Origin of the sequence: Cupriavidus pauculus, from assembly GCF_022179805.1 — a bacterium.
In the GTDB taxonomy this organism is placed as follows: Bacteria; Pseudomonadota; Gammaproteobacteria; order Burkholderiales; family Burkholderiaceae; genus Cupriavidus; species Cupriavidus pauculus_E.
This window is the reverse complement of record NZ_BPUO01000001.1, coordinates 600,802-624,481: the sequence shown is the minus strand read 5'-3', so window position 1 is coordinate 624,481 and position 23,680 is coordinate 600,802. Positions and strand designations below refer to the sequence as shown.

Genomic DNA, 23,680 nt, shown 5'->3' with positions numbered 1-23,680 from the left:
CACCCTGGGCGCATCAATGCAGTAACTGCTTAACGCGCTGCGCCAGCGGCGGCGCCGTTGGCCTGGCGGCGATGCGCCCAAATCACCATCAGCACGCCGACCAGGATCATCGGCAGGCTCAGCCACTGGCCCATCGACAGCTTCAGCGCCAGCAGGCCCAGGAAGCTGTCGGGCTCGCGCGTGAATTCGGCCAGGAAGCGGAACGCGCCGTAGCCGATCAGGAACACGCCCGACACGGCGCCCATGGGTCGCGGCTTGCGGGCGAACAGCCACAGGATGATGAACAGCATCACGCCTTCGCCGGCAAACTGGTAAAGCTGCGACGGATGGCGCGGAATGTTGTCGCCGGCCTGCGGGAAGATCATGCCCCAGGGCAGGTCGGTGGCGCGGCCCCACAGTTCGCCGTTGATGAAGTTGCCGATGCGGCCGGCCGCCAGCCCGCACGGAATCAGCGGTGCGATGAAATCGGTCACTTCCATCCAGTGCCGGCGGCGCACCTTCGCAAATACCCACATCGCCACCAGCACGCCCAGGAAGCCGCCATGGAATGCCATGCCGCCTTCCCACACCTTGAAGATTTCCAGCGGATGCGTCAGGTAGAAGCTCGGCTTGTAGAACAGCACGTAGCCCAGCCGGCCACCAACGATCACCCCGAGCACGCCATAGAACAGCATGTCGTCCAGGTCGCGCGTGACCCAGCCCCGCGCCGCGATATGGGGCTGCTTGATGCGCAGCCGGCCAAACCACAGGAACATGATGAAGCCGGCCAGGTACATCAGTCCGTACCAACGAATGGCCAGTGGTCCGAGGTGAATGGCAACCGGATCGAATTGCGGATGAACGAGCATGGAGTAACGAAAAGAGTTGCGGTAAGTGGTGCGGTGGAGCGCGGCGTGCTGCGCTATGTATTTATGCCATGGTCTTGCGTCAGCCCGATGGCGCCGGCCAGCCCGGTGGCAATGTCGATGAACGAGCGCAGCACCGGAGCCACGCCGGCCGCGCCCTCGCGCCAGGCCAGGCCGGTTTCGATTTCGGGCCCGGCGTCGCGCAATGCCAGGTACGACACGCCCGTGCGCCGCAGGTTGCAAAGCGACGCGGGCACCAGCGCCACGCCCATGCCCGCCGACACCAGACTTACGATGGTCTGCATCTGGATGGCTTCCTGCGCAATCACCGGCGTCAGGCCGTCGCGCGCATAGTAGCCCGTAATGATGTCATAAAACGCTGGCGCGCTTCGCCGCGGAAAGATCACCAGCGGCTCGTGCGCGGCATCGCGCAGCGATACCGTAGCAGGCGCCGCGTCGCTGCCGGGCGGCCGCCAGCCGTCCGGCACGGCCAGCACCAGCGGCTCGCGCACCAGCGGCAGATAGGACACGCCGTGCGGCATCACGGGCAACTGCGGCCGGATGACCAGGCCCGCGTCGATGGTGCCCTCGGCCAGCGCCTCGAGCTGGACATCGCTGGTGGCTTCACGCAATTGCAGTTGCACGTCGGGATGCCGTGCGCGGAAATGCCGCAGCAGTTCGGGCAGGATGCCGTAGTCGGCGGTACTGACGAAGGCCAGCGCCAGCGACCCCACCTCGCCGCGCGCCAGACGCTGCGCCAGGCCGGGCAGCGCGGCCGCATCGGCCAGCACGCGCCGCACTTCGGGCAGCCACTGCTGGCCGGCGGGCGTCAGCATCACCGACCGGCGCGTGCGCACGAACAGTTGCACGCCGATCTCCTCTTCCAGTGCCTGGATCTGCTGCGACAGCGGCGGCTGGGTCATGCTCAGGCGGCCGGCCGCCCGCCCGAAGTGCAGTTCCTCGGCCACGGTGACGAAATAGCGCAACTGGCGCAGGTCCACGTTCTGGGCTCCCGGGTTCGACGATCGAGAATCGGCGTTTGATATGTTTTTCGACTCAATAACGGTCGAATAATATATTTGACACGTAAAAACGCCAAGCGCATGCTCTCCGGCACAACATCACAACACCGCTGGCGCACCTGTGGCGCGTCCCGGCCGGCGTCCCCCCCGGAGAGACTTCATGGCATTCAACAAACGCTCCAAGCACATCACGCAAGGCGTGGCGCGCTCCCCCAACCGCTCGATGTACTACGCGCTCGGCTACAAGAAGGAAGACTTCGACAAGCCGATGATCGGTATCGCCAATGGGCATTCCACGATCACCCCGTGCAACGCCGGCCTGCAGCGCCTGGCCGATGCCGCCGTGGAGGCCATCCGGGCATCGGACGCGAACCCGCAGATCTTTGGCACGCCGACGATCTCCGACGGCATGTCGATGGGCACCGAAGGCATGAAGTACTCGCTGATCTCGCGCGAAGTGATTGCCGACTGTATCGAGACCGCCGCGCAGGGCCAGTGGATGGACGGCGTGGTCGTGATTGGTGGCTGCGACAAGAACATGCCGGGCGGCATGATCGCGCTGGCACGTACCAACGTGCCGGGTATCTATGTCTACGGCGGCACCATCAAGCCGGGCAACTGGAAGGGCAAGGACCTGACCATCGTGTCGTCGTTCGAGGCCGTGGGCGAATTCACGGCCGGCCGCATGAGCCAGGAAGATTTCGAGGGCGTGGAAAAGAACGCGTGCCCCAGCACGGGTTCGTGCGGCGGCATGTACACGGCCAACACGATGAGTTCGTCGTTCGAGGCGCTGGGCATGTCGCTGCTGTATTCGTCGACCATGGCCAATCCCGACCAGGAAAAGGTCGACAGCGCCGCCGAATCGGCCCGCGTGCTGGTGGAAGCGGTCAAGAAGGACATCAAGCCGCGCGACATCATCACGCGCAAGTCCATCGAGAACGCGGTCACGCTGATCATGGCCACGGGCGGCTCCACCAACGCGGTGCTGCACTACCTGGCCATTGCCCACTCGGCCGAGGTGGAATGGACGATCGACGATTTCGAGCGCATCCGCCGCCGCGTGCCGGTGATCTGCAACCTGAAGCCGTCGGGCGACTACGTGGCTACCGACCTGCACCGCGCAGGCGGCATTCCGCAGGTGATGAAGATCCTGCTCAATGCCGGCCTGCTGCACGGCGACTGCCTGACCATCACGGGCCGCACGCTGGCCGAGGAACTGGAACACGTGGCCGACCAGCCGCGCGCCGACCAGGACGTGATCATGCCGATCGACAAGGCCCTGTACAAGCAGGGCCACCTGGCCATCCTGAAGGGCAACCTGGCCGAGGAAGGCGCCGTGGCCAAGATCACCGGGCTCAAGAATCCGGTTATCTCCGGGCCGGCGCGCGTGTTCGAGGATGAACAGAGCGCGATGGAAGCCATCCTGGCGGACAAGATCAACCCGGGCGACATCCTCGTGCTGCGCTACCTGGGCCCCAAGGGTGGTCCGGGCATGCCGGAAATGCTGGCGCCTACTTCGGCCATCATCGGCAAGGGGCTCGGGGAATCGGTGGGCTTTATCACCGACGGCCGCTTCTCGGGCGGCACCTGGGGCATGGTGGTGGGCCACGTGGCACCCGAGGCGTATGTGGGTGGCACGATCGCACTGGTGCATGAAGGGGATTCGGTCACGATCGACGCACACCAGCTGCTGCTGCAACTGAACGTGTCCGACGAAGAACTGGCCAAGCGCCGCGCCGCCTGGAAGCAGCCCGCGCCGCGCTACACGCGTGGGGTTCTGGCAAAGTTCTCGAAACTGGCCTCGACGGCCAGCAAGGGGGCGGTGACGGATTGAGGTCTCGCTTCAATCACCACTAACCGGCTCCCCTCTCCCACGCTAGTGGGAGAGGGGTTGGGGGAGAGGGCCGGCGGTTCAAATTGCGATCTATCGGCAAGCAGAACCTCTATGCCCTCTCCCCCGGCCCCTCTCCCGCCATGCGGGAGAGGGGAGAAAACAATCGGCGGGAAGAAAGACTGACGTCAAACCCCGCCCGGATCCCTTTCGATTTCCTCCAGCGTCGCATCCAGCCATTCCACCAGCCGGGCCTCCAGCGCCTGGGTCAGTTCGCTGGCCAGTTGCGCGGTCAGCGGAGCCAGCCGCGACTGCAGCGTGGCTTCGGTATGGGCTTCCACCACCTGTGGCCATTCGGTGCGGAATCGCATCATCACACGCGTCAGCAGCTCGGTGCGTACGGCGCGCAGGTCGTCCTCGCCGGGCATGAAAGCGGCGGCCTCAGGCAAGGTGTCCGGCGCCGTGGCGACATCCGCCGCGGAATCGGTGTGGCCCACCGTGGTCACCACGCCCGAATCGGGCATGTCGGCGGTGTCGATGACCATGGCTTCCTGCCGTACCGGCTGCGGCGGCGTGGGCGCCTCGAACGCCGTTTCTGGCAATTCGACGATCTCGGTCAGCAGCGGCACGCTGTCATTGGGCCCCAGCCGCGGAATCACCCGCGATGTCGTGCGTTCGCTCATGCCGATTCTCCCTTGGCCTGCCCGATGTCATGGTGTGCGAGCGGATAGCCGCGCTCGCGATAGTAACGATAGCGCTCGCGGCCCGCGTCGCGCGCGTCCGGCGTGGCGCCGACCACCTCGATAAGCCGTTCGAAGCTGGCAAACTGCGCCGGGGTCTCCGGTGCGATGTTCACCAGCAACTGGTGGTGGGGCACGTTGTCGAGCGTGGCCGCCAGGATGATCGGCGTCACCGCCGCATTGGGGCTGTCGAGCCCGCAATGCGGCAGGAAGTCGAGCGGCGAGAACGACCACAGCCGCGCGTCAAGCTGCGCCAGCTGCTGTGGCGCGCCAAACACCACCACCTTCTGCCCTGCCCCATAGGCCTTGCGGACCAGTCGGCAGACGTAGGACAGCGGGTCCGGCACGTTGCTGTGGAAGTCGATACGCGTCATCCTGGCTTTCCCCTGCTTCGCCTTACGACGCGCGGTCCATCAGGAACTGCGTCAGCAGCGGCACCGGACGGCCCGTGGCGCCCTTGGCCGCACCGCTCTTCCAGGCCGTGCCGGCGATGTCCAGGTGCGCCCAGTCGTACTTCTCGGTGTAGCGCGCCAGGAAGCAGGCCGCCGTCACGCTGCCCGCCGGACGGCCGCCGATATTGGCCATGTCGGCAAAGTTCGACTTGAGCTGGTCCTGGTAGTCGTCGTCCAGCGGCATACGCCAGGCGGTGTCCATGGCCTTGCGGCCGGCGTCCAGCAGCTGGTCGGCCAGCGCGTCGCCGCGTGCGAACAGGCCGCTGTTCACATGGCCCAGCGCGATGATGCAGGCGCCGGTCAGCGTAGCCACGTCGATCACGGCGGCCGGCTTGAAGCGTTCCACGTAGGTCAGCGCATCGCACAGGATCAGGCGGCCTTCGGCGTCCGTATTCAGGATCTCGATGGTCTGGCCCGACATGCTGACCACCACGTCGCCCGGCTTGGTGGCGTTGCCGGCCGGCATGTTCTCGCAGGTGGGCACCACGGCAATCACGTTCAGCTTCAGGCCCATCTCGGCCACGGCCTGGATGGTGCCCAGCACCGACGCGGCGCCGCACATGTCGTACTTCATCTCGTCCATGCCCTCGCCCGGCTTCAGCGAGATGCCGCCGGTGTCGAACGTGATGCCCTTGCCCACCAGCACGATCGGGGCGGCCTTGGCGCTGGCGCCGTCATAGCGCAGCACGATGAACTGCGGCGGCTCCACGCTGCCCTTGGTCACGGCCAGGAAGGCGCCCATGTTCAGCGCCTCGATCTGCTTGCGGCCCAGGATCTCGGCCTTGAGCTTGTGGCGCTTGGCGATGCCGCGCGCGGCGTTGGCCAGGTAGGTCGGCGTGCAGATGTTCGACGGCAGGTTGCCCAGGTCGCGCGTCAGTTCCATGCCGTTGGCAATGGCGGTACCGCGCACCACGGCTTGCGTGGCGGCCTTGCCGTCGGCGGCGTCCACGGCCAGCACGATCTTGCGCAGCGTCGACTTGTCGGCGCCGGCGGCGCCCTTGGGCGGGCGCTTCAGTTCAGGATGGCGCTCCAGCAGGCGGTAGCCGGCGTCGCGCACGATGGTGATCGTCGTGATCACGGCCCATGCCACGTCGCGCTGCTGCGGCGCCTGCTGGGCCAGGCACCACAGCGCCGAGGTGACGCGCGTGCCGGCCAGCGCACGCATGGCCGTACGAACGGCCTCGGCAAACGCCTTGTCGGTGAATTCGGCTTCCTTGCCCAGACCCACCAGCAGCACGCGGGCGGCGCCAATACCCGCCACTTCGTGCAGCATCAGCTGGGTGCCGCGCTTGCCTTCGAAATCGCCTTGCTTGACCAGCCGTGCCACCAGCCCCTTGGTGGCCACATCCAGCGCCTTGGCCACGCCGGCCAGGCTCTGCCCTTCGAACAGGCCTACCACCAGGCAGTCGGTCTTGGTGGCCAGGAAACCATTTTGGCCGGCTTTGCTCAGATCCAGGGCTTTTGTGCTAAATTCCATCGCGCTTCCTTCCAGGGGCTCGTCGAAGAGAAAGCCCCCATTATCCGCGATTTTCATCCGCGATCTGCCACCGCCGATCCTGCAACCTGACAGCCCGCGGTCCTGCCAGTCCCTCGGCCCCAGGCAGTTCGCCCGCTCCGGCCGGAAGCCGGAAGCGATTGCCGCATGATTTTTCAACAAGCCCTGCGACGCGAGCTCGCCTACACCGCCGGTGCGGTGTTCCTGGTGATGCTGACGTTCATGCTGACGTCGCTCGTGATCCGCATCCTGGGCATGGCCGCCAACGGCAAGGCCAGCCCCAACGACGTGCTGATGCTGATCGGCCTGGCCACCATTGGCTACCTGTCGATCCTGCTGTCGGCCACGCTGTTCATCTCGACCCTGATCGTCCTGACCCGCTGGTACAAGGATTCCGAGATGGTGGTGTGGTTCTCGGCCGGCGTCTCCCTGCGCGACCTGGTCAAGCCGGTGCTGCAGTTCGCCACGCCGTTCTTCATCATGGCGCTGCTGCTGGGCATGTTCGCCTGGCCGTGGGCCAACCAGCAGAGCGCGCTGTTCCGCGACCGCTTCCAGCAGCGCGGCGTGCTGTCGATGATCGCCTCGGGCCGCTTCATCGAGCCCGCCAACGGCAACTACGTGCTGTTCATCGAGGGCATCGACGGCGACATGAAGCACGCCCGCAACGTTTTCGTGGCCAATTCCGAGGCCGGTAAGATCGGCGTGGCGCTGTCGCACCAGGGCCAGTTCGAGACCCAGCCCAATGGCGACCGCCTGGTGGTCATGGAACATGGCCGCCGGTACGCCGGCATTCCGGGCCAGCTTAACTATCGGATTCTCGAATTCGATAAATATGCCGTGAAGGTCGACAACAAGCCGCCCGAGACCGAGGCCGACCTGCCAGCCAAGAACCGCGACACCATCGACCTGCTGCGCAACCCCACGCGCGACAACCTGGCCGAGCTGCTCTGGCGCATTTCGCTGCCGATCCTGGCGTTCAATTTCGTGATGATCGCGATTCCGCTGGCCTATGTGAACCCGCGTCTCGGACGCTATACGCCGCTGGTCTTCGCAGTGCTGATCTACCTGACGTACAGCAACACGATCAACCTGGCCCAGGCCTGGGTGCGCTCGGGGTCGCTCTCGTTCTGGACGGCGCTGGTCCCGATCCACGTGTTCGTCTTCCTGTGCGCGCTGATGCTGTTCCGCTACCGCGCGAACCGCAGCCTGGGTGGCTGGCGGGCCGTGTTCGGCCTCAAGCCCCGTTCGCACGGCAAGACCGGAGGCCGGGCATGAGAGTACTAGCCGTCTACGAGCGCTACTTCGCGCGGCTGATCTACGGCGTCTTCGCGTTCATCCTGTTCGCGGTGCTGGCCCTGTTCGTGTTCTTCGACATGCTCAGCGAGCTGGAGAGCGTGCAGGGTGGCTATACGTCGCTGGTAGCGTTCTTCCACGTCATGCTGCAGGCGCCCACGCGCGTGTACGAGGTGCTGCCGATTGCCGTGCTGATCAGCGCCATCTACGTGTTCTCGCAGCTGGCCAGCCAGTCCGAATTCACGATCTTCCGCGTGGCCGGCCTGAACACGCGCCAGGCGCTGTTCTCGCTGTTCAAGCTTGCCGTGCCGCTGGCGTTGGTCACCTTTATTTTTGGTGAATTCATCGGCCCGGCGGCCGAGCAGTACGCGCAGAAGATCAAGCTTGAAGCGATCGGCGCCACGGTATCGGCGGGCTTCCGCTCCGGCGTCTGGGTCAAGGACCGCGACCGCGACGCGACCGACGGTGGCGAGATCACGCGTTTCGTCAATGTCCAGGGCCTGAAGCCCGACCAGAGCATCAATGGCATCACGATCTACGAATTCGACCAGAACTACCGCCTGCGCCTGATTCGCGTGGCCAAGGAAGGTCGCTATCAGGGCAGCCAGCAGTGGCAGCTCAACGACGTCAACGAAACGCGCTTCGTCGAGCTACGCCCGGCCGAAGCAGCCGCCGCCGGCCAGCCGGCCCCGGCTCAGGCTCAGGCCCCGACCTCCAAGCGCGACGCGCTGGCCCCGGACTTCCGCGCCGAGCAGGTGCTGTTCCCGAACATGGTGATGCACTCGGAGCTGACGCCGCAGATCCTCTCGGTGCTGCTGGTCACGCCCGAGCGGATGTCGACGCTGGATCTGTTCCGCTATATCCGCCACCTGCGCGACAACAAGCAGGACACGCAGCGCTATGAAATCGCGTTCTGGAAGAAGGTGGTCTATCCGCTGACGCTGTTCGTGATGGTGGCGCTAGCCCTGCCGTTCGCCTACCTGCATGCGCGGGCCGGCGCGGTGGGTGTGAAGGTCTTCGGCGGCATCATGCTGGGCCTGTCGTTCCACCTGGCCAACACGCTGTTCTCGCACGTGGGCCTGCTGCATACGTGGCCGCCGATCGTCTCGGCGCTGGTGCCCGGCACGCTATACCTGACCGTCGCGCTCACATCGCTGCGATGGGTGGACCGGCACTGATGACGGCCACCCGCCAGGCCATCGTCCTGTTCGGCCACGGCGCGCGCGACGCGCGCTGGCGCGAGCCGTTCGACCGGCTCCATGCGCGGTTGGCGGCACTGCGGCCCGATTGCGCGGTGCGGCTGGCCTTCCTGGAACTGATGGCGCCATCGCTGGCAGAGTCCATCGACGGGCTGGCTGGCGAGGGTGTGGCGTCGATTACCGTCGTGCCGGTGTTTTTTGGCCAGGGTGGGCATCTGCGGCGGGATTTTCCGGCGCTGATTGAGGCGTGTCGGGCCAAGTATCCGGCTGTGGAGATTCAGGCGGCTACGGCGGTTGGCGAAGTCGACAGTGTGCTGGATGCGATTGCGGCGTATTGCACGCTGGCCCTCACCCCCAACCCCTCTCCCGTTGCCGGGAGAGGCGAGCAAACCGGAGGCGGTTGAACCGCCCCCGCCCAGAAGCAAAAAAGGCCAGAGTCAACCTCTGGCCTTTTTTATTCGACACCCGACAGCTTCAAGCCGCGCGTTCCGACTCCACAATCTCGGTCGCCCGCGTGCCCAGTGCCTCGCCGATCATCAGCAGGCTCGGCTGCACCGGGTCCATCCAGCGCGATGCCTCGCCGGCCGCCATCTGGCCCAGCGTGAACTGGTGGCTGCGTTGATGAGGTGAGGTGGCCGCTTCCACCACCCAGGCGGGTGTGGATGCCGGCTTGCCGCGCGCGATCAGTTGCGCGGCGATGTTGGCCGCCTGATCGCGTCCCATGTAGTAGACGATGGTATCGGCCTTGACGTCGGCTTCGACGTCGATGGCATCGGCCGCCTTGGCCTGCGTGGCAAACGCCACGCTGCGCGATACCCCGCGCTTGGTCAACGGCCTGGCGATGGCACTGGCGGCCGCCAGTGCTGCGGTGATGCCGGGCACCACCTCGTATTCGATGCCAGCCGCTTCCAGCGCCTGCAATTCCTCGTCCGCACGGCCGAACAGCATCGGATCACCGCCCTTCAGGCGCACCACGCGTTCATGCTTGGTGGCCATGTCGACGATCTGGCGGTTGATGAACAGCTGGGCGGTAGACCGCTGGCCGCAACGCTTGCCCACCTCGATCAACTGGGCCTGGGGACACCAGGCCAGCATCTCGGGCGATACCAGCGCATCGTGCAGCACGACCTGGGCCTCGCCCAACAGCCGTGCACCACGCACCGTAATGAGGTCTGCCGCACCGGGGCCTGCACCAATCAGGTACACCTTGCCGGCCGACTTGCCCTGCTGCCTGTTCATCTCGATCACCGTTGCCTTTGCTGTCCGTTCCGAACGATATCAGGCATACGCACGGATCATGCCCGCCGCCACCGTATGGTTGGTGGCTTCGTCGATCAGCACGAACGCGCCCGTGGCGGGGTTGTCGCCATAGGTGTCGCAGACGATCGGCTTCTGCAGCGAAATCTGCACCGAACCGATATCGTTCAGGTTGATCTCGTGGCGGCCGGTCTCGTGCGACAGTGTGTGCACGTCCAGCACACGATCCACCGTCGACACGCGTGCGAACACGCTGGCCGTAGTGTGCTTGAGCACGTACTTGCGCGACGGGTTCAGCGATTCATCGTCGAACCAGCACAGGTCAGCGGTCAGCTTCTTCGCCGACGCGGCGGTTGCCTCGAAGGCCACGAACATGTCACCACGCGATACATCGACGTCCTCGGCCAGGCGCACGGTCACCGTGTCACCGGCATGGGCGGCATCGGCCGAACCGTTCGGGGTCAGCACTTCGGCCACCACGGCCTCGCGGTTGACCGGCAGCACGCGCAGCTTCTGGCCCACGCGCACGGTGCCCGCTTCCACACGACCGGCATAGCCGCGGAAGTCGTCGGCGGCAGCGCCGTCCTGGCGCACCACCAGTTGCACCGGGAAGCGCAGCGCGGCGTCGCCTTCGGGGGCCGGGTCTTCCACCGGCAGCGCTTCCAGCAGCGGCAGCAGCGGCTCGCCCTGGTACCACGGCATGGCATCGCTCTCGTGCACGATGTTGTCGCCACGCAGCGCCGAGACCGGCACGTAGACCACATCCTTCAGGCCAAGCTGCGCGGCCAGTTCGGTGTAGGCGGTGCGGATCTCGTTGAAGCGCTGCTCGCTGTATTCAACCAGGTCCATCTTGTTCACGGCGACGATCACGTGCTGGATTTCCAGCAGCTTCAGGATCGCCGAATGGCGCTTGGTCTGGGCCAGCAGTTCGGCACGGCCGTTGGTGACGGTGACGCGCGTAGCGTCAACCAGCACGATGGCCGCATGGGCGGTGGACGCACCGGTAACCATGTTGCGCGTGTACTGCTCGTGGCCCGGCGTGTCGGCGATGATGAACTTGCGGCGCGCCGTGGAGAAATAGCGGTACGCCACATCGATCGTGATGCCCTGCTCGCGCTCGGCTTCCAGACCATCGGTCAGTAGCGAGAAGTCGATCTGCTCGCCGGCGGTGCGCTTGTTCTTGGCGTTGGCCAGCGCGGTCAGCTGGTCGGACAGCACGGCCTTGCTGTCGAACAGCAGGCGGCCGATCAGCGTGCTCTTGCCGTCATCGACGGAGCCGGCGGTGATGAAACGCAGCAGGCCCTGGTGTTGAGATTGATGAGACATGTTCGGTTTCCTTGGCTGCGGCGGCTTAGAAGTAGCCTTCTTTCTTGCGACGTTCCATCGAGGCTTCGCTGGTCTGGTCATCCATGCGGGTGGCGCCGCGCTCGGTGATCTCGGTCACCGCGGTTTCCGCGATGATTTCCACCGGCGATGCGGCCACGCTGGCCACGGGGCACGTGCAGCTGATGTCGCCCACGGTACGGAAGCGGACCGACAGTACTTCGCTCACGTCACCGTCCTGCTTGGGCGTGATCGGCGTGACCGGCACCAGCAGGCCGTTCTTACGCACCACTTCGCGCTGGTGCGCGTAGTAGATCGGCGGCAGCGCCAGGTTCTCGCGGGCGATGTACTGCCACACGTCGAGTTCGGTCCAGTTCGAGATCGGAAACACGCGCATCTGCTCGCCCTGCGCCATGCGGGCGTTGTACAGGCTCCACAGTTCCGGACGCTGGGCCTTCGGGTCCCATTGGCCGAACTCGTCGCGGAACGAGAAGATGCGTTCCTTGGCACGCGCCTTCTCTTCGTCGCGGCGGGCGCCGCCCATCAGCGCGTCGTACTTGTGCGCCTCGATGGTTTCCAGCAGCGTCACGGCCTGCGCGGCGTTGCGCGAGTCGGTTTCCTTGCGCAGGCGCACCGTGCCACGCTTGATCGAGTCCTCGACGTGGCCCACCACCAGGCGTGCGCCCAGTTCGGCCACGCGCTGGTCACGGAACGTGATCACTTCCGGATAGTTGTGACCGGTGTCGATGTGCACCAGCGGGAACGGCAGATCGACCTTGCGTTCGCCCAGGCGGAAGGCCTTCAGCGCCAGGTGCAGCATGACGATCGAGTCCTTGCCGCCCGAGAACAGCAGCGCCGGGTTGCGGCACTCGGCCACCACCTCGCGAATGATGTAGATCGACTCGGCTTCGAGCCGGTCGAGGTGGTCGTTCTGGACCTGCAGCAGGTGTTCCACGTTGGCGGTGACGCCTGCTTCTGCGATGTCGTTCATGATGCCCATGTCGTTCTGGCCTCGAATAATTCTGTGTTCAGTGCTTGATGTTCTGCTCGTGGAGACCGCACTCTTTCGAGTCCTTGCTCTCCCACCACCAGCGTCCGGCGCGCACATCCTCGCCCGCCTTCACCGCCCGGGTACACGGCTCGCAGCCGATGCTCGGGTAGCCCTTGGCGTGCAGCGCGTTCACCGGCACGTTGTGGCGCGTCAGGTAGGCCCAGACCTCGGCCTCGCTCCAGTCCGCCAGCGGATTGAACTTGGGGATGCCGCGGGCTTCGTCCAGTTCCTCGAACGGCAGCTCGGCGCGCGTCACGGCCTGCTCGCGGCGCTGGCCCGTCATCCATGCATCGGCGTGCGACAGCGCGCGGTTCAGCGGCTCTACCTTGCGGATGCCGCAGCAGCTCTTGCGCAGGTCCACGCTGTCGTAGAACGCGTTCAGGCCATGGTTGCGCAGGTAGTTGTCCACCGCTTCCTGGTCGGGCGTGAACTGCTCAACCGTGTAGCCGTAGTGCGCCTGCACGTCGTCCAGCACGGCCAGCGTCTCGGCGTGCAGGCGGCCCGTGTTCAGCGTGAACACGCGGATGCCCGTACGCACGGCGTCGCCGCCGCGCAGGATCGCGTCGGTCAGCACCATGTCCTCGGCGGCCAGGCTGGTGGCAAAGCGCGCGCGGAAGAACCGTGCGACGATGCCCGACAGACGCTCGGCCAGCGCGCGCTCCTTGATTTCGAGTGCCTCCAGCGATCCCGTGTACACCGGCTTCGTCCACAGCGCGGGGGGGCGCAGCGACGACACCGATCCGTCGACGACGGGGATCTCGGAAATCACGGTGCTCATGCCGCGCCTTGCGTCGTCACGTCGGCACGTGCGCGGCGGAACAGCGGCAGCGGCTCGTCGACCGATGCCTGGTAAGCCACGGTGAATTCGGTGAAGCCCTTGATCGCGTCGTCGATGTTCTTGTCCGCGCGCACGGCGAACGCATCGAAGCCGCAGCGCTTCATGAAGTTGAGCTGGTCGCGCAGCACATCGCCAATCGCGCGCAGCTGGCCAGCCCAGTTGTAGCGCGTGCGCAGCAGGTAGGCCGACGAGAAGCCGCGGCCATCGCGGAACACCGGGAAGTCCACGGCTACCAGCGACACGCGGTCGAATAGCGCCTCGGCGTCGCCCGGCTCGTCTTCCGGTGCCAGCCACACGCCGGTGATGGCCTTGTCGCGGCCAGCCAGCAGCGCTTCGTTGGCCTTCCACACCGACAGCGGGAACAGCACGGCGTCGCCGCCCTGGGCCACGGTGGCCACATACGCCTCGTCCAGCGGCTGGGCCTCGGTGGCGCGCAGCACGGTCCAGTTGTCGTCGACGATCGCGGGACGGAATTGGCCGGCGTCGTCACGTTGCAGTTGAATGATCTTTGCCATGTTCAATCTCTTTCGTTCGTCAGGCTTCGGCGCGCTCTTCGCGTTGCTTGTCGGCGTAGACGCGTTCCTTGAACGGCGCGATGCCGATGCGGGCAAACGTTTCGATAAAGCGCTCGTCGCCGGCACGGTTGGCCACGAACGTGTCGATGATGCGGGTCACTACCTCGGGCATTTCTTCAGCGCTGAACGACGGGCCGATTACCTTGCCGATGGCCGAGTCATTACCCTGGGCGCCGCCCAGCGTGACCTGGTACCACTCGGAACCGTCCTTGTCGACGCCGAGCACGCCGATGTTGCCAACGTGGTGGTGGCCGCAAGCGTTGATGCAACCGGAGATGTTCAGCGACACCTCGCCCAGGTCAAACACATAGTCCAGGTCTTCAAAGCGTTCCTGGATGGCCAGGGCGATCGGAATCGACTTGGCATTGGCCAGCGAGCAGAAGTCGCCGCCCGGGCAGGCGATGATGTCGGTCAGCAGGCCGATGTTGGCCGTGGCCAGACCCGCCTTGCGGGCGTCTTCCCACAGCGCGAACAGGTCCTTCTTGCGCACGTCGGGCAGCACCAGGTTCTGCTCGTGCGCCACGCGCAGTTCGCCAAAGCCGTAGCGGTCGGCAAAGTCGGCCACGGCTTCCATCTGCTCGGCCGTGGCATCGCCCGGAGGCGACACGGGGCCCGGCTTGGTCGACAGCGTCACCGATGCATAGCCCGGCACCTTGTGTGCGCGGACATTGCGGTTCACCCAGCGTGCGAACGCCTTGTTTTCCAGCAGGTGCTTTTCGAACGACGCGTCGGTGTCGGCCAGCTTTTCATAGGCGGGCGGCGCGAAGTATTGCGCCACGCGGTCGAACTCGGCCTGCGTCAGCGTGCCGGGGCCGTCCTTGCTGTGCTGCCACTCTTCTTCCACTTCGGCGGCGAACTTCTCGGCGCCGATGGCCTTCACCAGGATCTTGATGCGGGCCTTGTACTTGTTGTCGCGACGACCGTAGCGGTTGTACACGCGGATGGCCGACTCCACGTAGGTCAGCATGTGCTGCCACGGCAGGTCGTCCTTGATGATCGTGCCCAGGATCGGCGTACGGCCCAGGCCGCCACCGGCCAGGATGCGCATGCGCGTCTCGCCTTGTGCGTTCTGGTACGCGTAGATGCCGATGTCGTGCATCTGCACCACGGCGCGGTCGTCCTTGGTGGCCGAGATGGCAATCTTGAACTTGCGCGGCAGGAACGCGAATTCCGGCTGGAACGTGCTCCACTGGCGCAGCAGTTCGGCCAGCACGCGCGGGTCCACCGATTCGTCGGGCGTCACGCCCGCGAACTGGTCGGTCGTGATGTTGCGCACGCAGTTGCCCGACGTCTGGATGCCGTGCATTTCCACGCTGGCCAGGTCCGCCAGCACATCGGGTACGCGTTCCAGGTCCATCCAGTTGTACTGGATGTTCTGGCGCGTGGAGAAGTGGCCGTAGCCGCGGTCATACTCGCGGGCGATATGGCCCAGCATGCGCAGCTGCTTCGACGCCAGCAGGCCGTACGGAATGGCCACGCGCAGCATGTACGCATGGCGCTGCATGTACAGGCCGTTCTGCAGGCGCAGCGGCAGGAATTCTTCCTCGGTCAGTTCGTCCGACAGGCGGCGGCGCACCTGGTCGCGGAATTGCGCGACACGTTCGTGGACGATGCGCTGGTCGTATTGATCGTACTGATACATGGTGTGGGTCCGTTCAGTATTCGTTGAATGCTCAGGAAACTAATTTGATGGCGACGAGGGTAAGCGTCGTCGCCAGTGCGGCGCGCACCAGCCGTTCGGGCAGTGCCCGCGACAGTTGCGCACCCAGCCAGATGCCGGGGATCGAGCCCACCAGCAGTGCCAGCAGCAAGTTCCAGTCGACGGTACCGAGCCACACGTGGCCCAGACCAGCCACGGCCGTGAGGGGCACGGCGTAGGCGATATCGGTGCCAGCCACTTCGGCCGGCTTCATATGGGGATAGAGCAGCAGGATCAGCGTGGCACCGACGGCGCCCGCGCCAATCGACGACACGGTGACCAGCACGCCGATCACGGCGCCAACCACCACCGTGGCCACCACCTGCGCGCGGCCTTCGAGCTGGAAGCGCGGGTTGCGTTCCAGCCACGCCAGCATCTGCTTGCGGAACAGCAGCGACAGCACGGTCAGCAGCACGGACACGCCAATCGTCAGGCGGATGGCATGCAGCCACTGGGCATTGAGTTCGCCAGCGCTCTTGAGCACCAGGATGGCGGCCAGCGCGGCGGGCAGGCTGCCAATGCACAGGCGGCGCACAACCTGCCACTGCACGTGGCCATGTGCACGATGCGCGATCGTGCCGAAACCCTTGGTAATGGCTGCGAAGGCCAGGTCGGTACCGACCGCCGTGGCCGGCGAGAAGCCGAACAGCAGCGTCAGCAGCGGTGTCATGAGCGAGCCGCCGCCTACCCCGGTCAAACCAACCAGGATACCTACCAGCAGACCGGAAACGGTGAAGGCTAGGGACATCGGGGACGCTTCTCGACTGCCGCCTTGCCTTCGGTGGTGCCGGCTCCACCTTTTCAGGCTGGGCGCGGACGCAATTCGGGCAGGCGAACGTTTAACAAAGTTCGAGAATCGTAATAAACTCGTCTCATATCTCAAACTAATAAGAAGTTGTTTGTTTATACGAGCGAAGTTATATGAATCTTCACCAGTTTCGCTTCGTGCGCGAGGCCGTACGGCAGAATTTCAACCTGACCGAGGCCGCTAAAGCGCTCTATACATCACAACCAGGCGTTTCCAAGGCGATTATCGAGCTGGAAGAAGAGCTGGGTGTCGATATCTTCACCCGGCATGGCAAGCGTATCCGCAGCCTGACCGAGCCCGGCCGCCGCATCCTGGTGTCGGTGGAAAAGATCCTGCAGGAAGTGGAAAGCCTGAAGCGGGTGGGCAAGGACTACGCCGCCCAGGACCAGGGCAACTTCACCATTGCCACCACCCACACCCAGGCGCGCTATGCGCTGCCGCGCGTGATCGCCGAGTTCACCAAGCGCTACCCCAAGGTGCGGCTGTCGATCCAGCAGGGCACGCCCGCGCAGATCGCGGACATGATCCTGCATGACCAGGCCGACATCGGCATCGCCACCGAGGGCATCTCCAGCGACAAGGCGCTGGTGTCGCTACCCGGCCACCAGTGGCAACATATGTTGATTACGCCACCTGACCACCCGCTGCTGGAAAAGAAGCACCTGACGCTGGAAGACCTGGCCACCTTCCCGCTGATCACGTACGACGTGAACTTCGCGGGACGGCCCAAGATCGACAAGGCGTTTGCGCTGCGCCACCTCGAGGCGGACATCGTGCTCGAAGCCATCGACGCCGACGTGATCAAGACCTACGTGGAAGTGGGCCTGGGCGTCGGCATCGTGGCGGGGCTGGCCTTCGACCCCGAGCGCGACCGCAACCTGCGCGGCATTCCGGCCGGCCACCTGTTCGGCACCAATGTCACCCATCTGGCGGTCAAGCAGGGTGCGTACCTGCGCAGCTTTGTCTATACCTTCATCGAACTGTTCTCGCCCACGCTGAACCGCAAGCTCGTGGAACAGGCCATGTCCGGCGATCACGAAGCCTACGAGCTCTGATCCCGGCAGCAAGCACTCTCTCTATATATATGTCAGTCAACGAATCCATCCCGACCATCCACTGGACCGAGGACGGCGCCGAGCGCAGCGCGCTGTGGCGTTCCGAAGCCGGCCTGCCGCCGCCCCGGCGCGTGGTCATTGCCGACGACCAGACCCCGGCCGATACCGCGTACCGCCTGGCCAGCGAAGGCACCGCCCTGCTCTGGCGCGGAGACTTCCAGAACGCCCGCCAATTGCTGCAGGCCATGGCACGCCGTGTGGACCGCAAGCCGCAGCGCAAAGTGCGCGGCGCGGCCAAGGCCCCACCCAGCCTGACGGAGTCGTTCCACAAGCACCGGCTGGCGCAGTCGCAACGCGCGCGTACGCTGGGCATGCTGCTGCTGCCGTTCGACGCCGGCCACGTGGTGCCGCTGCGCCGCGCGCCGGACGTGCACGAGGCGTGCGAGCAGGTCTACGGCCAGGCCGATGCACCCTATGTGGCGTCGATGCGCGAGCTGCTGGGCCTGATCGGCGCCTACGAATGGCGCCGGAAAGGCGTGGAGATTCCCGTGCTGGGCGAGCGCATCCACCCGTGGTACGGCGTGTTCTCGCCGGTGCGCGGCGAATACATCGAACTGGTGGCCAAGGAAGCCCTGCCCTCCACCGCGCTGGCGTTCGACGTGGGTACCGGTACCGGCGTACTGGCCGCGCTGCTGGCCGAACGCGGCGTCAAGCGCGTGGTCGGCACTGACCAGGACCCGCGCGCGCTGGGCTGCGCACGCGAGAACATGGCCCGGCTGGGCCTGGACAAGCAGGTCGAGATCATTGACGCCGACCTGTTCCCCGAAGGCCGCGCGCCGCTGGTGGTCTGCAATCCGCCCTGGGTGCCGGCACGTCCCAGCTCGCCCATCGAACATGCGGTGTTCGACCCAGACAGCCGCATGCTGCGCGGCTTCCTGAACGGCCTGGCGGCGCATCTGGCGCCAGGCGGCCAGGGCTGGCTGATCCTGTCGGACTTTGCCGAACACCTGGGCCTGCGCTCGCGCGACGAACTGCTGGGCTGGATCGACGCGGCCGGCCTGAAGGTGCTGGGCCGCTCCGACATCCGTCCCCGGCATCCCAAGGCCGCCGATGCCGAGGATCCGCTGTTCGCGGCACGCAAGGCCGAAATCACGTCGCTGTGGCGGCTGGCGGCCAAGTAAGCCACCGCCACTCCATCCGCTGTCCCGTCCGCCGGGAATCCGACCATGCACCTGCGCAAGCTGCTGCTGCCAGTACTGTCGATGTGCCTGACCGGCGTGGCCCACGCCGACATCCGCGTCGGCGTCGACCTGTCGACCACCGGCCCGGCGGCCGCCATCGGCATCCCGTCGCAGAACACGGTGCAGCTATGGCCGCAGACGCTGGGCGGTCAGCGTGCGCAGTACATCGTGCTGGATGACGCCAGCGACCCGTCTGCCGCCGTGCGCAACGTGCGCAAGTTCATCAGCGAGGACAAGGTCGACGTGATCGTCGGCCCGAACATCACGCCCAATGCCATCGCGGCCCTGGACGCCGTGGCCGAGAGCGGCACGCCAATGGTGGCGCTGGCCGCGTCGGCGAGCATCGTCGAGCCGCAGGACGACGGGCGGCGCCGCTGGGCCTTCAAGATGCCGCAGAACGACGCGCTGATGGCGTCGCTGCTCGCGGAGCACATGGCCAGCAACGGCGTGAAGACCGTCGGCTTTATCGGTTTCAACGACGCCTACGGCGAAAGCTGGTGGCGCGAATTTTCTAAGATGGCCGAACTGCGCCACCTGCGCGTGGTGGCGCAGGAGCGCTTCGGCCGCATGGACACGACGGTCACGGGCCAGGTGCTCAAGCTGATGTCGGCCAACCCCGACGCCATCCTGATTGCCGGTTCCGGCACGCCGCCGGCACTGCCGCAGAAGTCGCTCAACGAGCGCGGCTACAAGGGCCAGATCTACCAGACGCACGGCATCGCCACGTGGGAATTCCTGCGCATCGGCGGCAAGGATGTGGAACGCACGCTGTTCCCCACCGGCCCGGTCGTAGTGGCCCGCGAACTGCCAGACAGCCATCCGGCCAAGAAAGTGGCGCTCGATTTCGTGAAGCGCTATGAAACGAAGCACGGCCCGGACACCGTCACGCAATTCGCCGGCGATGCCTGGGGCGCGTGGCAACTGCTCGACGACGCCAGCCGGCGCGCGCTGAAGTCCGGCGCGCAGCCTGGCACGCCGGCGTTCCGCCGCGCCTTGCGCGACGCCATCGAATCGACAAAAAATCTCACCGTGCCCAACGGTGTGCTGAACCTGAGCGCCCAGGACCACCAGGGTTTCGATCAGCGCGCCCGCGTGATGGGCACGATCCGCAATGGCAAGTTCGCCTACGCAGGCGACAAGTAACGCTTTAAGCAAGGAAGCTTTTATGACTACCGTGGCATTTATCGGCCTGGGCGCGATGGGCGCGCCGATGGTCGCTCACCTGATTCGCGCGGGCCACTCTGTGCGCGCGTTCGTGCGTCGGCCTGAAGCGGCTGACGCCGCGCGCGAACTGGGCGCCGAGCCCTGCTTCACGCCCGCCGAGGCGGCACGCGGCGCGGCCGTGGTGTTCACCAACGTCACGTCGTCGAACGACGTGCGCGAAGTGCTGCTGGGAAAAGACGGCGTGATCGAAGGCGCCGCGCCGGGCACGATCTGCGTGGACCACAGCACCATCTCGCCGATCGTCACGCGAGAGATCGCACAGGCGCTGGCCGCCAAGGGCATCGACGCGCTGGACTGCCCGGTATCGGGCGGTACGATCGGCGCGCAGGCCGCCACGCTGACCATCATGGTAGGCGGCAAGGCCAACATCCTGGAGGCCGTCCGGCCGCTTCTGGAATGCCTGGGCAAGACCATCACGCACATTGGCGACAGTGGCGCCGGCCAGGTGGCCAAGCTCTGCAACCAGATCGCACAGGTCGTCAATATCGAAGGCATTGCCGAGGCGATGCGCTTTGCCGGCGCGCAGGGTGTGGATACCGGCAAGGTGTTCCAGGCGCTGTCCACCGGCTATGCCGGCAGTCGCATGCTGGACATGATGGGACCGAAGATGGTGGCGCGCGATTTCGACGCCGGCATCGAATCGCGCCTGCATGCCAAGGATTTCGGGCTGGCCGCCGATATCGCCGAGGAAATCGGGCTGGACCTGCCCGCGATGCGGGCCACCGCCATGCAGCTTGGCGAACTGATGCAGCAGGGCTGGGGCAAGGACGACACGTCGTCGCTGCTGAAGGTACTGGAACTGAAGGGCTGAGGCCGAGGGGCTGAGCGGGCGGGCTACACGCCCGCGATCATCCCCAGCAGCGCGCGCGACAACTGGCTGTCGTCGCGCATCAGGTCGTCCATGGCGTTGAAATGATGGCGACCCGGCAGTGCTACGTCGTCACGCGCGTTACCCGGCCATGCGGCACGGATCAACGCGTGCTGACGGTGGTACTCGCTCGATTCGAACTCGCCGACAGCGGTAATCAACGGCGCATCGGTGGCGGGCACCATGAACGCGGGCGACAGGCGGGCCACGTCGGTCTCGCTCAGTTGCAGGTCCGTCTGCAGAAAATCGGCGCGGCGCAGCGGCTCCAAGTCGTACAGGCCGCTGATCGACAGGCCGCCCTTGATCAGGTCCGCCGGCAAGTCCTTGCCGAACGTCGGCCACAACGCCGCCATCAGCATCGTCACCAGATGCCCACCCACGGAATGTCCGGCCAGGAAGATGCGGTTGCGGTCGTGACCCAGCCGCTCGGCCTCGCGATACAGCCAGGCCACCGACTGCATCACCTGCCAGACGATGGTTTCCACGGTCACGGCCGGGCACAGCGCGTAGTTGACCACCGCCACCGACACGCCACGGCGCGTGGGCACGTTGGCCACGAAGCTGTGGTCGCGCTTGTCCAGCGCGCGGAAGTAGCCGCCATGCAGGAACACCAGCAGCGGCGGAGCATCGTCATCGCGCAGCGACGCCGGGAAGTAGTCCAGCGTCTCGGTCTCGGCGAGTGGCGAATCCGCATCGCCATAGGCCAGGTTCTCGAAATACGTGACCATGCCGGCACGTGCCAATGCCGAATCCGCCGCCCAGCGCGCCATGTGCACGGCATTGTCCGGCACATTGGCACGGTTGTTGTATGCCTGGGCGTAATAGGCGGGGTCCTGCGAGGGCAAGGCAGCCAGCGAGGCTAGGCTGGCGGCGGGCGTGGCATCGAGGGTCGGCTGGGCGGACATGGCTCTCGGCTCCGGTGAGATCGCTGCGCCACGGCAATAAAACCGTGCGCGAGGTTGCGCGCTATCCTACCGCAACTGCCAGGACACCCCCTTTTCAGAGGATTTCGCATGGTCGTCAAACGCCGGCTGCGCGCCGGCCAGGATTCCCAACTCGGTCCGCCCGACACCGACTCACTGCCCGCGCAGGCAAGCTGCCCGCTATGCGGCCGCCCACTGCTCGAAGACGCCAGCACCGACCTGCATCACCCTGTACCCCGCAGCCAGGGCGGGCGCGCGGTCATCGCCATGCATCGCGTCTGCCACCAGAAGATCCACTCGGTCTTCACCGAAACCGAACTAGCCACGATCTACCACGACTGGAACGCGCTACGCGCCCACCCCACCATGGCCGACTTCATCCGCTGGATCGCCCGCAAACCCCCAGGCTTCTACGACCGCAGCCGCACCACCAACGCCCGGCGCGGCCGCTAGGCCGCCGAGTTGTTCCGGGTAAAGAAATGCGGCATAATCCGCGATTCATCATCGCGCGACAGGCATTCGAGCCCATCGCCAGACCCATGCCCGGGTGGTGAAACAGGTAGACGCAGGGGACTCAAAATCCCCCGCCGCAAGGCGTGTCGGTTCGAGTCCGACCCCGGGCACCAGCAATTTCCTTCCCGCATCACTAGCAAAAACTTCTGGATCGCTGATCCCGAATCGTTCCTGCGCATTCTCGGTGCACCCCGTCAAACAACTAGCTGAACCGGAATGAATGCACGTCTTTCCGATGATTTTCCACGTTGCGACAAATTCTGATGCCGCGAGGCACAACGACCATGTCCAACGACGAAATCGCGGCGGTCGGCGTTCTTGCGCCTTGAAATTCCGCTACCTTGCCTCCGGGCAGGTCTCGCCTCAGGACCGCACCAACATTGCGCTTCCACACATACCCGCCAGTCATCCCAACCTTGACCCAAGGCAGTCAGCGGGCCGTGTCAGACACTATCCACTGGCGGCCCGGTCATCGCTTGCCTATCCTGTTTCGTTGCGCCTCCAGAACAACAGATCTACAGGGAACCGAAGATGAATCGCTTTATTGCTACGGCTGCGGCCATGGGTTGCGCGGCGGTGCTCGCGGGTTGCGCGGGTGCGAACATGGACAGCCTGACGCAGGCAGGGGGAAGCCTGTTCTCGGCGGCGTCGCTGACCGATGCCAACGTCAAGCAGTTGTCCGACCAGTCGTGCGCCGAGATGGACAAGAAAAACACCATCGCGGCAGCCGACAGCACCTACGCCAAGCGCCTGGTGAATATCATGGGCGGCCTCCAGAACACGGGGCTGCCGCTCGACGCCAAGGTGTACATGACCAAGGACGTCAACGCCTGGGCCATGGCCAATGGCTGCGTGCGCGTCTACAGCGGCCTTATGGACATGATGACGGACGATGAAGTGCGCGGCGTGCTGGGCCACGAGATTGGCCACGTGGCGCTGGGACACACCAAGCGTGCGATGCAGGTGGCCTACACCACGGCCGCGGCGCGCGGGCTGCTCGGGTCCACCGGCAACGCCACGCTGACGGCGCTGTCGTCGTCGCAGATCGGCGAGCTGGGCGAGACGTTCATCAACGCGCAATTCTCGCAGCGCCAGGAAAGCGAGGCCGACGATTACTCGTTCGACCTGCTGACGAAGAACGGGGCCAACCGGCAGGCGCTGGTGACCGCGTTCCAGAAGCTTGCCAAGCTCGACGGCGGCAAGTCCAGCATCATGAGTTCGCACCCGGGCTCCGAGGCACGGGCTAAGCACATCCAGGATCGCATCAACAGCGGCAAGTAATCCCGCCGCCACTCGCGGCAACCCGGCCTCCTGGCTGACATCCCCGCTGCTTCGTGCAGCCGGCACCCTCCCCCTGTATTCTCTGTGACCGGCATCAGACGTAGCCGTTTGCTTGATTACGTTTAATACGCCGTCAAAAGCTTTCAG

Annotated in this window: 23 protein-coding genes and 1 tRNA gene; 11 read left to right on the top strand and 13 right to left on the bottom strand. The window is 65.5% G+C overall.

The annotated features are described in order from the left end of the window. Positions 1-29 precede the first annotated feature (29 nt). Positions 30-848 (bottom strand): prolipoprotein diacylglyceryl transferase, encoded by an 819-nt coding sequence (gene lgt, locus MFF62_RS03070; protein ID WP_238259750.1) that lies wholly within the window; start codon positions 846-848, stop codon positions 30-32. Between the two features lie 53 nt (positions 849-901). Further along, positions 902-1,846, bottom strand: a complete 945-nt coding sequence (locus MFF62_RS03065; RefSeq protein ID WP_238259741.1) for a LysR family transcriptional regulator — start codon at positions 1,844-1,846, stop codon at positions 902-904. Positions 1,847-2,027: 181 nt separating this feature from the next. On the opposite strand from MFF62_RS03065, the gene ilvD reads away from it, so the two are divergent. Further along, positions 2,028-3,701 (top strand): dihydroxy-acid dehydratase, encoded by a 1,674-nt coding sequence (ilvD, locus tag MFF62_RS03060; RefSeq protein WP_238259739.1) that lies wholly within the window; start codon positions 2,028-2,030, stop codon positions 3,699-3,701. 185 nt (positions 3,702-3,886) lie between these two features. On the opposite strand, the gene MFF62_RS03055 is transcribed toward ilvD, so the two are convergent. The 3 genes from MFF62_RS03055 to MFF62_RS03045 are packed head-to-tail and all read right to left on the bottom strand — an operon-like array spanning position 3,887 to position 6,367. Further along, entirely contained in the window at positions 3,887-4,381 is a 495-nt protein-coding gene (locus tag MFF62_RS03055; protein ID WP_238259737.1) for a DUF2486 family protein, read from the bottom strand. Next, complete coding sequence (locus tag MFF62_RS03050) at positions 4,378-4,812, bottom strand: DNA polymerase III subunit chi (RefSeq protein ID WP_238259735.1); 435 nt, start codon at positions 4,810-4,812, stop codon at positions 4,378-4,380. Before MFF62_RS03050 ends, MFF62_RS03055 begins: the two co-directional genes overlap by 4 nt. Before the next feature lie 22 nt (positions 4,813-4,834). After that, positions 4,835-6,367 (bottom strand): leucyl aminopeptidase, encoded by a 1,533-nt coding sequence (locus MFF62_RS03045; RefSeq protein WP_238259733.1) that lies wholly within the window; start codon positions 6,365-6,367, stop codon positions 4,835-4,837. A 165-nt stretch (positions 6,368-6,532) separates the two neighbouring features. On the opposite strand from MFF62_RS03045, the gene lptF reads away from it, so the two are divergent. From lptF to MFF62_RS03030, 3 genes are read left to right on the top strand one after another with little or no spacing between them, the layout of a single operon-like run. After that, positions 6,533-7,660 (top strand): LPS export ABC transporter permease LptF, encoded by a 1,128-nt coding sequence (lptF, locus tag MFF62_RS03040; protein WP_238259731.1) that lies wholly within the window; start codon positions 6,533-6,535, stop codon positions 7,658-7,660. After that, positions 7,657-8,856 carry an LPS export ABC transporter permease LptG gene (lptG, locus tag MFF62_RS03035; RefSeq protein ID WP_238259728.1) on the top strand — a complete coding sequence of 400 codons (1,200 nt, stop codon included), beginning with the start codon at positions 7,657-7,659 and terminating at the stop codon, positions 8,854-8,856. Before lptF ends, lptG begins: the two co-directional genes overlap by 4 nt. Next, a complete protein-coding gene (locus tag MFF62_RS03030) occupies positions 8,856-9,281 on the top strand; it encodes a sirohydrochlorin chelatase (RefSeq protein ID WP_238259725.1) in 426 nt (141 codons plus the stop codon). Before lptG ends, MFF62_RS03030 begins: the two co-directional genes overlap by 1 nt. A 70-nt stretch (positions 9,282-9,351) precedes the next feature. Here MFF62_RS03030 and cobA read toward each other — a convergent pair whose 3' ends face one another. The 7 genes from cobA to MFF62_RS02995 are packed head-to-tail and all read right to left on the bottom strand — an operon-like array spanning position 9,352 to position 16,368. Continuing rightward, positions 9,352-10,116: a uroporphyrinogen-III C-methyltransferase gene (gene cobA / locus MFF62_RS03025; RefSeq protein ID WP_238259723.1), complete on the bottom strand. Its 765-nt coding sequence runs from the start codon at positions 10,114-10,116 to the stop codon at positions 9,352-9,354. 39 nt (positions 10,117-10,155) lie between these two features. Next, positions 10,156-11,460 carry a sulfate adenylyltransferase subunit 1 gene (locus MFF62_RS03020; protein WP_238259714.1) on the bottom strand — a complete coding sequence of 435 codons (1,305 nt, stop codon included), beginning with the start codon at positions 11,458-11,460 and terminating at the stop codon, positions 10,156-10,158. Between the two features lie 25 nt (positions 11,461-11,485). Next, entirely contained in the window at positions 11,486-12,457 is a 972-nt protein-coding gene (gene cysD, locus MFF62_RS03015) for a sulfate adenylyltransferase subunit CysD (protein ID WP_238259712.1), read from the bottom strand. A gap of 28 nt (positions 12,458-12,485) precedes the next feature. Beyond that, complete coding sequence (locus MFF62_RS03010; protein WP_238259710.1) at positions 12,486-13,286, bottom strand: phosphoadenylyl-sulfate reductase; 801 nt, start codon at positions 13,284-13,286, stop codon at positions 12,486-12,488. Next, complete coding sequence (locus MFF62_RS03005; protein ID WP_238259708.1) at positions 13,283-13,861, bottom strand: DUF934 domain-containing protein; 579 nt, start codon at positions 13,859-13,861, stop codon at positions 13,283-13,285. Before MFF62_RS03005 ends, MFF62_RS03010 begins: the two co-directional genes overlap by 4 nt. A 19-nt stretch (positions 13,862-13,880) precedes the next feature. After that, positions 13,881-15,563, bottom strand: coding sequence for a nitrite/sulfite reductase (locus tag MFF62_RS03000; protein WP_238259707.1), 1,683 nt, complete (start codon positions 15,561-15,563; stop codon positions 13,881-13,883). 31 nt (positions 15,564-15,594) lie between these two features. Then, positions 15,595-16,368 (bottom strand): sulfite exporter TauE/SafE family protein, encoded by a 774-nt coding sequence (locus MFF62_RS02995; protein WP_238259705.1) that lies wholly within the window; start codon positions 16,366-16,368, stop codon positions 15,595-15,597. Positions 16,369-16,541: 173 nt separating this feature from the next. Here MFF62_RS02995 and MFF62_RS02990 point away from each other — a divergent pair, with 173 nt between their 5' ends. The 4 genes from MFF62_RS02990 to MFF62_RS02975 are packed head-to-tail and all read left to right on the top strand — an operon-like array spanning position 16,542 to position 20,759. After that, positions 16,542-17,483, top strand: a complete 942-nt coding sequence (locus MFF62_RS02990; protein ID WP_238259703.1) for a CysB family HTH-type transcriptional regulator — start codon at positions 16,542-16,544, stop codon at positions 17,481-17,483. 29 nt (positions 17,484-17,512) lie between these two features. Beyond that, positions 17,513-18,664: a methyltransferase gene (locus MFF62_RS02985; protein ID WP_238259701.1), complete on the top strand. Its 1,152-nt coding sequence runs from the start codon at positions 17,513-17,515 to the stop codon at positions 18,662-18,664. 45 nt (positions 18,665-18,709) lie between these two features. Continuing rightward, positions 18,710-19,867, top strand: coding sequence for an ABC transporter substrate-binding protein (locus MFF62_RS02980; protein WP_238259699.1), 1,158 nt, complete (start codon positions 18,710-18,712; stop codon positions 19,865-19,867). Positions 19,868-19,889: 22 nt separating this feature from the next. Then, positions 19,890-20,759, top strand: a complete 870-nt coding sequence (locus MFF62_RS02975) for an NAD(P)-dependent oxidoreductase (protein ID WP_238259698.1) — start codon at positions 19,890-19,892, stop codon at positions 20,757-20,759. Positions 20,760-20,782: 23 nt separating this feature from the next. On the opposite strand, the gene MFF62_RS02970 is transcribed toward MFF62_RS02975, so the two are convergent. Then, positions 20,783-21,721 (bottom strand): alpha/beta hydrolase, encoded by a 939-nt coding sequence (locus MFF62_RS02970; protein WP_238259696.1) that lies wholly within the window; start codon positions 21,719-21,721, stop codon positions 20,783-20,785. Positions 21,722-21,829: 108 nt separating this feature from the next. Between MFF62_RS02970 and MFF62_RS02965 the strand changes: the two genes are divergently transcribed. From MFF62_RS02965 to loiP, 3 genes are all read left to right on the top strand, one after another. Then, on the top strand, positions 21,830-22,192 hold the full coding sequence (locus MFF62_RS02965; RefSeq protein WP_238259694.1) for an HNH endonuclease: 363 nt from the start codon (positions 21,830-21,832) through the stop codon (positions 22,190-22,192). A gap of 88 nt (positions 22,193-22,280) precedes the next feature. Beyond that, positions 22,281-22,365: transfer RNA gene (locus MFF62_RS02960), tRNA-Leu, on the top strand. A 418-nt stretch (positions 22,366-22,783) separates the two neighbouring features. Further along, the gene (gene loiP, locus MFF62_RS02955) at positions 22,784-23,533 is read left to right on the top strand and encodes a metalloprotease LoiP (RefSeq protein WP_238259692.1); all 750 of its coding nucleotides are present in this window, start codon (positions 22,784-22,786) and stop codon (positions 23,531-23,533) included. Positions 23,534-23,680 lie beyond the last annotated feature (147 nt).

Excerpts from the sequence above, each read along its gene's own strand:
- lgt (WP_238259750.1), bottom strand. The coding sequence starts at position 848 with ATGCTCGTTCATCCGCAATTCGATCCGGTTGCCATTCACCTCGGACCA.
- ilvD (WP_238259739.1), top strand. The coding sequence starts at position 2,028 with ATGGCATTCAACAAACGCTCCAAGCACATCACGCAAGGCGTGGCGCGC.
- MFF62_RS03055 (WP_238259737.1), bottom strand. The coding sequence starts at position 4,381 with ATGAGCGAACGCACGACATCGCGGGTGATTCCGCGGCTGGGGCCCAAT.
- MFF62_RS03050 (WP_238259735.1), bottom strand. The coding sequence starts at position 4,812 with ATGACGCGTATCGACTTCCACAGCAACGTGCCGGACCCGCTGTCCTAC.
- MFF62_RS03045 (WP_238259733.1), bottom strand. The coding sequence starts at position 6,367 with ATGGAATTTAGCACAAAAGCCCTGGATCTGAGCAAAGCCGGCCAAAAT.
- lptF (WP_238259731.1), top strand. The coding sequence starts at position 6,533 with ATGATTTTTCAACAAGCCCTGCGACGCGAGCTCGCCTACACCGCCGGT.
- lptG (WP_238259728.1), top strand. The coding sequence starts at position 7,657 with ATGAGAGTACTAGCCGTCTACGAGCGCTACTTCGCGCGGCTGATCTAC.
- MFF62_RS03030 (WP_238259725.1), top strand. The coding sequence starts at position 8,856 with ATGACGGCCACCCGCCAGGCCATCGTCCTGTTCGGCCACGGCGCGCGC.
- cobA (WP_238259723.1), bottom strand. The coding sequence starts at position 10,116 with ATGAACAGGCAGCAGGGCAAGTCGGCCGGCAAGGTGTACCTGATTGGT.
- MFF62_RS03020 (WP_238259714.1), bottom strand. The coding sequence starts at position 11,460 with ATGTCTCATCAATCTCAACACCAGGGCCTGCTGCGTTTCATCACCGCC.
- cysD (WP_238259712.1), bottom strand. The coding sequence starts at position 12,457 with ATGGGCATCATGAACGACATCGCAGAAGCAGGCGTCACCGCCAACGTG.
- MFF62_RS03010 (WP_238259710.1), bottom strand. The coding sequence starts at position 13,286 with ATGAGCACCGTGATTTCCGAGATCCCCGTCGTCGACGGATCGGTGTCG.
- MFF62_RS03005 (WP_238259708.1), bottom strand. The coding sequence starts at position 13,861 with ATGGCAAAGATCATTCAACTGCAACGTGACGACGCCGGCCAATTCCGT.
- MFF62_RS03000 (WP_238259707.1), bottom strand. The coding sequence starts at position 15,563 with ATGTATCAGTACGATCAATACGACCAGCGCATCGTCCACGAACGTGTC.
- MFF62_RS02995 (WP_238259705.1), bottom strand. The coding sequence starts at position 16,368 with ATGTCCCTAGCCTTCACCGTTTCCGGTCTGCTGGTAGGTATCCTGGTT.
- MFF62_RS02990 (WP_238259703.1), top strand. The coding sequence starts at position 16,542 with ATGAATCTTCACCAGTTTCGCTTCGTGCGCGAGGCCGTACGGCAGAAT.
- MFF62_RS02985 (WP_238259701.1), top strand. The coding sequence starts at position 17,513 with ATGTCAGTCAACGAATCCATCCCGACCATCCACTGGACCGAGGACGGC.
- MFF62_RS02980 (WP_238259699.1), top strand. The coding sequence starts at position 18,710 with ATGCACCTGCGCAAGCTGCTGCTGCCAGTACTGTCGATGTGCCTGACC.
- MFF62_RS02975 (WP_238259698.1), top strand. The coding sequence starts at position 19,890 with ATGACTACCGTGGCATTTATCGGCCTGGGCGCGATGGGCGCGCCGATG.
- MFF62_RS02970 (WP_238259696.1), bottom strand. The coding sequence starts at position 21,721 with ATGTCCGCCCAGCCGACCCTCGATGCCACGCCCGCCGCCAGCCTAGCC.
- MFF62_RS02965 (WP_238259694.1), top strand. The coding sequence starts at position 21,830 with ATGGTCGTCAAACGCCGGCTGCGCGCCGGCCAGGATTCCCAACTCGGT.
- loiP (WP_238259692.1), top strand. The coding sequence starts at position 22,784 with ATGAATCGCTTTATTGCTACGGCTGCGGCCATGGGTTGCGCGGCGGTG.